9 protein-coding genes are annotated in these 9119 nt (G+C 62.6%); 7 read left to right on the top strand and 2 right to left on the bottom strand.

The annotated features are described in order from the left end of the window. Positions 1-566: 566 nt before the first annotated feature. Complete coding sequence (locus tag NKH93_RS15370; RefSeq protein ID WP_352970796.1) at positions 567-2579, bottom strand: acetyl-CoA carboxylase biotin carboxylase subunit; 2013 nt, start codon at positions 2577-2579, stop codon at positions 567-569. A 213-nt stretch (positions 2580-2792) separates the two neighbouring features. On the opposite strand from NKH93_RS15370, the gene NKH93_RS15365 reads away from it, so the two are divergent. The 6 genes from NKH93_RS15365 to NKH93_RS15340 all read left to right on the top strand — a co-directional run bounded on the left by NKH93_RS15365 (position 2793) and on the right by NKH93_RS15340 (position 7574). After that, the gene (locus tag NKH93_RS15365) at positions 2793-3920 is read left to right on the top strand and encodes an S-(hydroxymethyl)glutathione dehydrogenase/class III alcohol dehydrogenase (protein WP_352970794.1); all 1128 of its coding nucleotides are present in this window, start codon (positions 2793-2795) and stop codon (positions 3918-3920) included. A gap of 71 nt (positions 3921-3991) precedes the next feature. After that, positions 3992-4561, top strand: coding sequence for an S-(hydroxymethyl)glutathione synthase (gfa, locus tag NKH93_RS15360; RefSeq protein ID WP_352697755.1), 570 nt, complete (start codon positions 3992-3994; stop codon positions 4559-4561). A gap of 66 nt (positions 4562-4627) precedes the next feature. Beyond that, a complete protein-coding gene (locus NKH93_RS15355) occupies positions 4628-5095 on the top strand; it encodes a YaiI/YqxD family protein (RefSeq protein WP_352970792.1) in 468 nt (155 codons plus the stop codon). Between the two features lie 5 nt (positions 5096-5100). Further along, on the top strand, positions 5101-5778 hold the full coding sequence (locus NKH93_RS15350; protein WP_352473888.1) for a DUF1345 domain-containing protein: 678 nt from the start codon (positions 5101-5103) through the stop codon (positions 5776-5778). Between the two features lie 103 nt (positions 5779-5881). Next, on the top strand, positions 5882-6763 hold the full coding sequence (locus NKH93_RS15345; protein ID WP_352970790.1) for a cytochrome b/b6 domain-containing protein: 882 nt from the start codon (positions 5882-5884) through the stop codon (positions 6761-6763). 1 nt (position 6764) lies between these two features. Then, positions 6765-7574 (top strand): molybdopterin-binding protein, encoded by an 810-nt coding sequence (locus NKH93_RS15340; RefSeq protein WP_352473890.1) that lies wholly within the window; start codon positions 6765-6767, stop codon positions 7572-7574. Positions 7575-7597: 23 nt separating this feature from the next. Here the strand turns inward: NKH93_RS15340 and NKH93_RS15335 are convergent, their stop codons facing one another. Continuing rightward, entirely contained in the window at positions 7598-8200 is a 603-nt protein-coding gene (locus NKH93_RS15335) for a DUF3011 domain-containing protein (RefSeq protein ID WP_352614055.1), read from the bottom strand. Positions 8201-8298: 98 nt separating this feature from the next. Between NKH93_RS15335 and NKH93_RS15330 the strand changes: the two genes are divergently transcribed. Continuing rightward, positions 8299-9117 (top strand): transporter substrate-binding domain-containing protein, encoded by an 819-nt coding sequence (locus NKH93_RS15330; protein WP_352454440.1) that lies wholly within the window; start codon positions 8299-8301, stop codon positions 9115-9117. The last annotated feature ends 2 nt before the right edge of the window (positions 9118-9119 follow it).

Here is a 9119-nt window from a genome sequence, read left to right as displayed (position 1 = left end):
CACCGGGTAACACGAGTCCAGCGGTAGTGATTGGAGCTTTGTGAACTTAGCAATCGCTTCCGCCGGCAGAAAGGCGCTGCCACCGAAGCTGCCAATCTCCCCCCTCGTGGGGGAGATGTCCGGCAGGACAGAGAGGGGCGCTGTCCCGCCGACGTCAGGCTGCAAATAAAAACCCGCCACTGCGGGCGGGTCGCTGGAGCCAATTAGCACCATACCCAAATTAGTAGCATAGCTGCCGGCACAAAGCAAGAACAAAATACGGCGCGACGGGGAAAAATGCGAATTCCTCGCGGCCTCGCCTTGTCCCTCCTCCACTGAGCGTGCCCAACCAATTGCAAGGTCGCGTTCCTTCGCGCCCCCCTCTGTCCTGCCGGACATCTCCCCCATGAGGGGGGAGATTGGCCATCATCTCGGCTTTCGCCAATTTCCAACGTTGCAGGAGCGAGCTGGGCCCCGAAGCTGCCAATCTCCCCACTTTAGGGACACTTGAGGGGGAGATGTCCGGCAGGACAGAGGGGCGCGCTGTCCCGCCAACTTCAGACAGAGCGTCGAGGGCGGGTCCAACCTCACGCGAATTCCATGATCACAGCATCGACGGCAAGGCTGTCGCCGGGCTTGGCGTTGAGCTTCGAGACGATGAGGTCGCGCTCGGCGCGCAGCACGTTTTCCATCTTCATCGCCTCGACCACGGCCAGCGTCTCGCCGGCCTTGACCTCCTGCCCCTCGGCAACGGCAATCGACACGACGAGGCCGGGCATCGGGCATAGCAGCATCTTCGAGGTATCCGGCGCCACTTTTTCCGGCATCAGCCTTTCGAGTTCGGCGGTGCGCGGCAGCATGGCGCGGGCTGTCACCGAGATGCCTTTCCAGGCGATGCGGAACCCGTTCAGCACCGGCCTGACTTGCGCCGCGACCTTGCGGCCGCCGACCGTGCCGCGCCAGATGAGATCGCCCGGCCGCCAGTCGGATGCCACCGTCAGCGGTTTGCCGCCGTCGATTGTGAGGTCGAGCTCCATCGGAATGGAAATCATGCCTTCGACGATGGCAACCGAAAGATAATCCCGGCCGATCTTCACCACCCAATCGCGTTTCAAGGCGCCCGAATGCGGCGCCAGCCGCCCGCCCAGCCGGTCGAGCCGGTCGCGGCGCAGCAGTTCGACCGCGGTTGCGATCGCGGCCAGCACCGCGTTTTCTTCGCTGTTCGGCACAATGGGCGCGAAGCCGTCGGGATATTCCTCGGCGATGAACGCCGTCGATAGCCGCCCTTCCCGCCAGCGCGGATGCTGCATCAGCGCCGCCAGGAACGGTACGTTGTGCTCGATGCCGTCGACGACGAAACTGTCCAGCGCTTCCGACATCGCGTCGATTGCCGCCAGCCGTGTCGGCGCCCAGGTGCACAGCTTGGCGACCATCGGGTCGTAGAACATCGAGATTTCCGAGCCTTCGGTAACGCCGGTATCGTTGCGGATGACGATTTCGCCGAATTTTCCCTCTTCCGGCGGCCGGTATTTCGTCAGCCTGCCGATCGACGGCAGAAAGTTGCGATACGGATCTTCGGCATAGAGGCGGCTTTCCACCGCCCAGCCGTTCAGCTTGACGTCGCTCTGCTTGATGGCGAGCTTTTCGCCGGCCGCCACGCGGATCATCTGCTCGACCAAGTCGATGCCGGTGACGAGTTCCGTCACCGGATGCTCGACCTGCAGCCGCGTGTTCATTTCCAGGAAATAGAAGTTCTTGTCGCTGTCGACGATGAACTCGACCGTGCCGGCGCTCTGGTAGTCGACGGCCTTGGCCAGGGCCACCGACTGCTCGCCCATGGCTTTGCGGGTCTTGGCGTCGAGGAACGGCGACGGCGCCTCCTCCACGACTTTCTGGTTGCGGCGCTGGATCGAGCATTCGCGCTCGCCGAGATAGAGCGTGTTGCCATGCGCGTCGGCGAGCACCTGGATTTCGATATGGCGCGGATCGACGATGAATTTTTCGATGAAGACGCGGTCATCGCCGAACGAGCTTTTCGCCTCCGACCGCGCCCGGTCGAAGCCGTCGCGCACCTCTGCCTTGCTCCAGGCGATGCGCATGCCCTTGCCGCCGCCGCCGGCTGAAGCCTTGATCATCACGGGATAGCCGATTTCGCAGGCTATTCTTTCGGCATGGGCGGCGTTTTCGACGACGCCGAGCCAGCCGGGCACCGTCGACACCTTGGCCGCATTGGCGAACTTCTTCGATTCGATCTTGTCGCCCATCGCCTTGATGGCCTTGGGCTTCGGGCCGATGAAGACGATGCCTTCCTGCTCCAGCGCTTCGCAGAAGGATGCCCGCTCGGACAGGAAACCGTAGCCGGGATGCACGGCCTCTGCTCCTGTGGCCTTGCAGGCGGCGATGATCTTTTCCGCGACCAGATAACTTTGCGCAGCCGGCGAAGGCCCGATATGCACCGCCTCGTCGGCCATTTCGACATGCACGGCGTCCCGGTCGGCGTCGGAATGGACCGCGACGGTGGCGATGCCCATCTTGCGCGCCGTCTTGATCACGCGGCAGGCGATCTCGCCACGGTTGGCGACCAGGATCTTTGTGAACATGCAGGCCTCGTCCCTCGGCTGCCCTTCTTTTACGGGCTTCCCGTTTTATGGGCTTCAGGGGGCCGGTCAAGGCAAAGTCGGAGCCTATCCCGCATGCAAATCGGCGGGCGCTGACGAAAATCCGGGGTCACAACGTCGCTTCGTGCATAGCGCAGAGCTGAATGGTAAGTTAAATCTAACCTGGATTGCAGAGTGCCTTGGGAGGATTGCCTGATGAAAACGCGCGCCGCTGTCGCCGTTGCCGCCGGAAAGCCGCTGCAGATCATGGAGGTCGACCTCGAAGGTCCCCGCGATGGCGAGGTGCTGGTCGAGATCAAGGCAACCGGCATCTGCCACACTGACGAGTTCACGCTGTCGGGCGCCGACCCGGAAGGCCTGTTTCCGGCGATCCTCGGCCATGAGGGCGCCGGCATCGTCGTCGACGTCGGCAAGGGCGTCTCCTCGGTCAGGAAGGGCGACCATGTCATCCCGCTCTATACGCCGGAATGCCGGCAGTGCCCGTCCTGCCTGTCGCGCAAGACCAATCTGTGCACCGCCATCCGCGCCACGCAGGGACAGGGTTTGATGCCGGACGGCACCTCGCGCTTCTCGATCGGCAAGGACAGGCTGTTCCACTACATGGGCTGCTCGACCTTTTCCAACTTCACCGTGCTGCCCGAGATCGCCGTGGCCAAGGTCAATGCCGACGCCCCGTTCGACAAGATCTGCTACATCGGCTGCGGCGTCACCACCGGCATCGGTGCTGTGATCAACACGGCCAAGGTCGAGCAAGGCGCGACGGCGGTCGTCTTCGGCCTCGGCGGCATCGGCCTCAACGTCATCCAAGGCCTGCGCCTTGCCGGCGCCGACATGATCATCGGCGTCGACCTGAACAACGACAAGAAGGAATGGGGCGAGAAATTCGGCATGACGCATTTCGTCAATCCGAAGGAGATCGACGGCGATGTCGTGGCTCATCTCATCAACATGACCAAGCGCGGCGCCGACCAGATCGGCGGCGCCGACTACACGTTCGACTGCACCGGCAACACCAAAGTCATGCGGCAGGCGCTGGAAGCCTCGCACCGCGGCTGGGGCAAGTCGGTCATCATCGGCGTTGCCGGCGCCGGCCAGGAGATCTCGACGCGGCCGTTCCAGCTCGTCACCGGCCGCACCTGGATGGGCACCGCCTTTGGCGGCGCGCGCGGCCGCACCGACGTGCCGAAGATCGTCGACTGGTACATGGCCGGCAAGATCGAGATCGATCCGATGATCACCCACACGCTGAAGCTCGAGGACATCAACAAGGGCTTTGACCTGATGCATGAAGGCAAGTCGATCAGGAGCGTGGTGGTTTACTGACGAGGAGAAAGCCGTCGGCTAACCAGCCAACGGCCGAAAAATGCAGATGTTCAACCAGGGAGGAGACAAAAATGCCGGAAAAACTGCATCCTAAAATCGACAATGGACTGCCACGGGAAAAGGCCGACTTTGCCGGCGGCACGCTGGTCTGCGCCTGCACCAGCAACCCGGTCAAGGTGAAGGTCAAGGGCCAGATCGCCCACAACCATGCCTGCGGCTGCACCAAATGCTGGAAGCCGGAAGGCGCGCTGTTCTCGGTCGTGGCGGTCGCCGGTACAAACGACGTGACGGTGACCGAAAACGGCGACAAGCTGAAGATCGTCGATCCGGGCGCGCTGATCCTGCGCCATGCCTGCACCGGCTGCGGCGTCCACATGCACGGCCCGGTCGAGCGCGACCACGCTTTCAAGGGGCTGTCCTTCATCCATCCCGAACGCTTCCAGGAAGACGGCTGGGCGCCGCCGGGCTTCACCGCCTTTGTCTCGTCGATCATCGAGTCCGGTGTCGATCCAAGCCGCATGGACGGCATAAGGTCACAGCTGAAGTCGATCGGGCTCGAACCTTATGATTGCCTCAATCCAGGACTGATGGACTATATCGCCACCTGGACGGCCAAGCGGTCCGGCGCGTTGCCGGCCTAGTAGCCGCTCGACTATCATCGATCGAGCCGGGCGACGCCGCCCGGCTCTTTCACATTTGGAACAACGATGCCCGCACCTGCTATTCTCGTCGATGCCGACGCTTGCCCAGTGAAGGCCGAGGTCGAAAAAGTCGCCGAGCGGCACGGCATCGTCGTCACCTTCGTCTCCAATGGCGGCTTGCGTCCGTCGCGCGATCCGATGATCCGCAATGTCGTCGTCTCCAAGAGCGCCGATGCCGCCGACGACTGGATAGTCGAAAATGCCCGGTCCAACGATATCGTGGTGACCGCCGATATCCCGCTTGCCACGCGCGCGGTGGCGCTTGGCGCCCACGTACTTGGTCCGACCGGACGCCCGTTTACGCCCGAAACGATCGGCATGGCGGTGGCAATGCGCGATCTCAAGCAGCATCTGCGCGAGACCGGCGAAAGCAAGGGCTACAATTCGAGCTTCGCGCCGCAGGACCGCTCGCGGTTCCTCGGCGAGCTTGACCGCATCCTACGGCGGGCGCTGAAATCCGCGTCTGCGGACTGAAGGCCATGGCGACTGGTACCCCGACCAAGATGCCCATGCGACGCCACACGCCGTTCGCGGTGTCGGCCTGCATCGGCGTGGCAGCCTTTGGCGCCGCGCTGGTCTGGCGTGCGCCGCTTGCCTATTCGATCGGCGCCAATGTGTTCTTTGCCGCCTATCTCGTCCTTGTCATCGCCCATATGCCGCGGCTTACCGGCAGCTATCTGCGCAAGAATGCAGGCGACACGGACCTGCCGGTACTGGCCATCTTCGCGGTCACGCTGATTGTCGTCGCTATTGCCATCATGTCGTTGTTTCAATTGATCAACAGGGAGAAGAGCGCGGACACCGTCGAGCTTATGGTGGCGCTGCTGTCTATCCCGCTTGGCTGGTTGACCATCCATGCGATGGCCGCACTTCACTACGCGCATATCTACTGGTTGGATGGCGATGCGATGGATGGCGACACAAAAAAGAAAATTCCGGTCGGCGGCCTCGACTTCCCGGGCGGCAAGCGGCCGGAAGGCTCGGATTTCCTCTATTTCGCCACGGTGATCGGCATGACGGCGCAAACCGCCGACACCAACATCACGACCTCGCAAATGCGCCGTGTCGTGCTTGTGCATTCGATCCTGTCGTTCTTCTTCAACACGGTCATCGTGGCAGCCGCGGTCAACCTCGCCGTCAGCCTCGGCAGTCCGTAATAAATCCGTGATCGGGTGAAACATCGCTTAGGCTGGCGACGTATTGGGAGGAGAAGAGATCTGACGAGGCCGCGGAACCGCTTGGCAGGGAGGCACGGAAAATATGGAATCAGTTGCCAGAGACGAAGCCAGCACCGGGGCAGATAGCGCTGCTTCGACGGATGCGACGCTGATCTATCGGCAGTCGCGCTGGACGCGGCTGACGCATTGGCTGTGGGCGATCGCGCTGTTCTTCATGCTGCTTTCCGGCCTGCAGATCTTCAACGCCCGCCCGCAGCTCTATATCGGCAAGGAGTCGGGTTTTGGCTACAACAACACCGTCTTCGCCATTGGCGCCGAGAATACGGCGACTGGCCCGCGCGGCTATACCGAAATCTTCGGCAAGCGCTTCGATACCACTGGCGTGCTCGGCTGGTCGGGTCCGGCCGGCCAGGAGACCTCCCGTGCCTTCCCGTCCTGGGCGACGATCCCTTCCTATTACGATCTCGGCACCGCGCGCGTTGTTCATTTCTTCTTCGCCTGGGTGCTGACCACCACGCTGCTGGTCTGGCTGGTCGCCAGCCTGATCAACGGCCATTTGCGCCGCGATCTTGCCCCGCGCCTCGATGATTTCAGGCGCCTGCCGCGAGACATTGTCGAGCACGCCAAGCTCAGGTTCCATCACACGCGCGACTACAACACGCTGCAGAAGCTGGCCTATGGCGGCGTGCTGTTCGTGCTGCTGCCGCTGATGATCATCACCGGCCTTGCCATGTCGCCGAGCATGGATTCGGTGCTGCCGTTCCTGAATGATCTGCTCGGCGGCCGGCAGACGGCGCGCACCATTCATTTCACGGTGATGCTGCTGCTCGTCGCCTTCTTCATCATCCACATCCTGATGATCCTCGCCGCCGGCCCGATCAACGAGCTGCGCTCCATCATCACCGGCTGGTACCGAACCGACACGCCGGCGCATGGCGACAAAGCGCCAGAGAGGAGTGCCTGACATGGCGAAATTCGAGATCAGCCCCAAGCTACAGATAAGCCGAAGAAAGTTCCTGACCTCGGCCAGCCTCGGCCTTTCCGGCATCATGCTGTCGGGCTGCGACGCCTTCGACAGCCAGCTTGGCGTCGGCAACGGCCTGCGCAGCTTCCTCGAAAGCGCCAATGGCCTGACCTGGCGGGCGCAGCGACTGCTTGCCGGCCGTGACACGCTGGCGCCGGAGTTCACCGAGGCCGACATTCGCCAGCCACAGCGGCCGAACGGTGTCACCGCACCGGACGACGATTTCTACAAGGGCCTGCTCGCCAGCGATTTCGCCGACTGGCGGCTGGAGGTTTCAGGCCTGGTCGAAAAACCGCTGTCGCTGAGCCGCGAGCAGCTGATGAACATGCCGAGCCGCACCCAGATCACCCGTCACGACTGCGTCGAAGGCTGGAGCTGCATTGCCAAATGGACCGGCACGCCGCTGTCGCTGGTGCTCGACCAGGCAGTGGTCAAGCCGCAGGCGCGCTACGTCATGTTCCACTGCCTCGATACGATCGACCGCAGCCTGGCCGGCGATATCAAATATTACGGCTCGATCGACCTGATCGATGCCCGTCATCCGCAGACGATCCTTGCCTATGGCCTCAACGGCAAGCCATTGCCGGTCGAGAACGGCGCGCCGCTGCGCGTCCGCGTCGAGCGCCAGCTCGGCTACAAGATGCCGAAATACCTCTACAAGATCGAGCTGGTCGACGGCTTCGCCAATCTCGGCGGCGGCAGAGGCGGCTATTGGGAGGACAATGGCTACGACTGGTACGGCGGCATCTGACCGAAACCTGACCTAAGCTTCATCTAACTGTCGTCGTCGCTGTCGTCGCCGTCGCTGCGCAGGGCCGGATTCAGGTCAGGATTGTCGTCAGGGGTGACAAGCTTGCCCAGCCCATGCGGTCCCTGGTAGTTGCCGTGGGTATCGAAGTTGGGGTTGCCCTGATTGTCGAATTGCGGCGTCGGATCGATCCATTGGTCGTAACGGCGCGGGCGCGGCTTCGGATAGTAATTATCGGAATGATGGCGATGCGAATTGCCGTTGTCGAGAATGGCGCCTACCACGCCGCCGACGATAATGGCTGCGGCGACGTCGCCAGCAGAGGGATTGCGGTTGGGGCCGGCGACTGCGAATTCGGCCGAGCAACCATTGTCGACCCAGATGCCGCCGCCGTCATAGCCCCAGCTTCTACCGTATACGCAACGCGCCTTCGACAGCCTGGAGGTCAACTGCACGCCCCGGCGCGTATCGACCCCGCAATAGGAATAGCGGTAGTCGGCGCTGGAGCAGACCACGCGTTTTGCCCCCGCAGCCTGCGCTGCCGCCGGCAGCAGCGAAAGCTTCGCCGGATTGCCCAGGAGGCAAACCAGGAACATCATCGAACCGGTAACCGCCATCCGTGCCGACATCGCAACTCTCCATCAGGGTCCGCTATCGACAGAATGGCACCTCTGTGTAAATCTGACAACCGGACGGGCTCAGCGAGGTTATATTAATGCGCGCTAAGATGATCGCCACAACTATACTTGCCCTTTCTGCCTGGTTGGCTTTGTCGCTGCTGCCAGCCCGGGCGGACGACAGCCTCAAGCGCATCATCGACCAGAAGACACTGACGGTCGGCGTGGCGCTCAACCCGCCATGGATCCTCAAGAAGGCCGACGGGAAGTTCGCCGGCTATGATGTCGACCTGACCAGTGCGCTGGCGTCTGATCTCGGCGTCGACCTGAAGCTGGTCGAGGTGCCCTGGAACGACCTCAAGACAAGACTGCTCAAGGGTGATTTCGACATGATCGCGGCGGGCTACGCCAGCACGCCGGAACGCGCACGCGAGGTGGTGTTCTCCAACCAGACCGGTACCGCCGATATCCGTATGGTTGCGACGATCGCCAGCCTTGGGAAAAGGCCGGGAAAGGCAGTGGCGGCGCCGGGATACAAGATCGCCGTGCTGTCCAATTCCACCGATGAAGCCGCCGCGAAGGAAGCTTTTCCCAAGGCGACCATCCTGTCTTTCGACAATACCTCAGATGTTTTCGCCGCGATCATCGGCGGCGACGCACAGGCGATGGTCGCGACGTCGCCGACGCCGCAGATGGCCGCCAGGCTCTATGACGCGAAGTTGACGATGGTGGGCGGCCCGCTGTTGCGGACGCCGGAGGCGTTTGCGATGCGCCCGGACGATGTCCGCCTCATCCAATACGTCAACAACTGGATCGGCGCGCGTACCGCCGACGGCACCATAGGCGGCGTGCGCCGCTACTGGTTCGGCAGCTTCAAATGGATGTCGCGGTTCGACACCAGCGCCAAGCCGGAGCCCGCCAAACAGTAGCG

It is taken from the genome of Mesorhizobium sp. M0954, assembly GCF_040319155.1.
Lineage (GTDB): Bacteria > Pseudomonadota > Alphaproteobacteria > Rhizobiales > Rhizobiaceae > Mesorhizobium.
The sequence above is the reverse complement of the archived record's forward strand: the minus strand, read 5'-3'. Positions and strand labels throughout refer to the sequence as shown.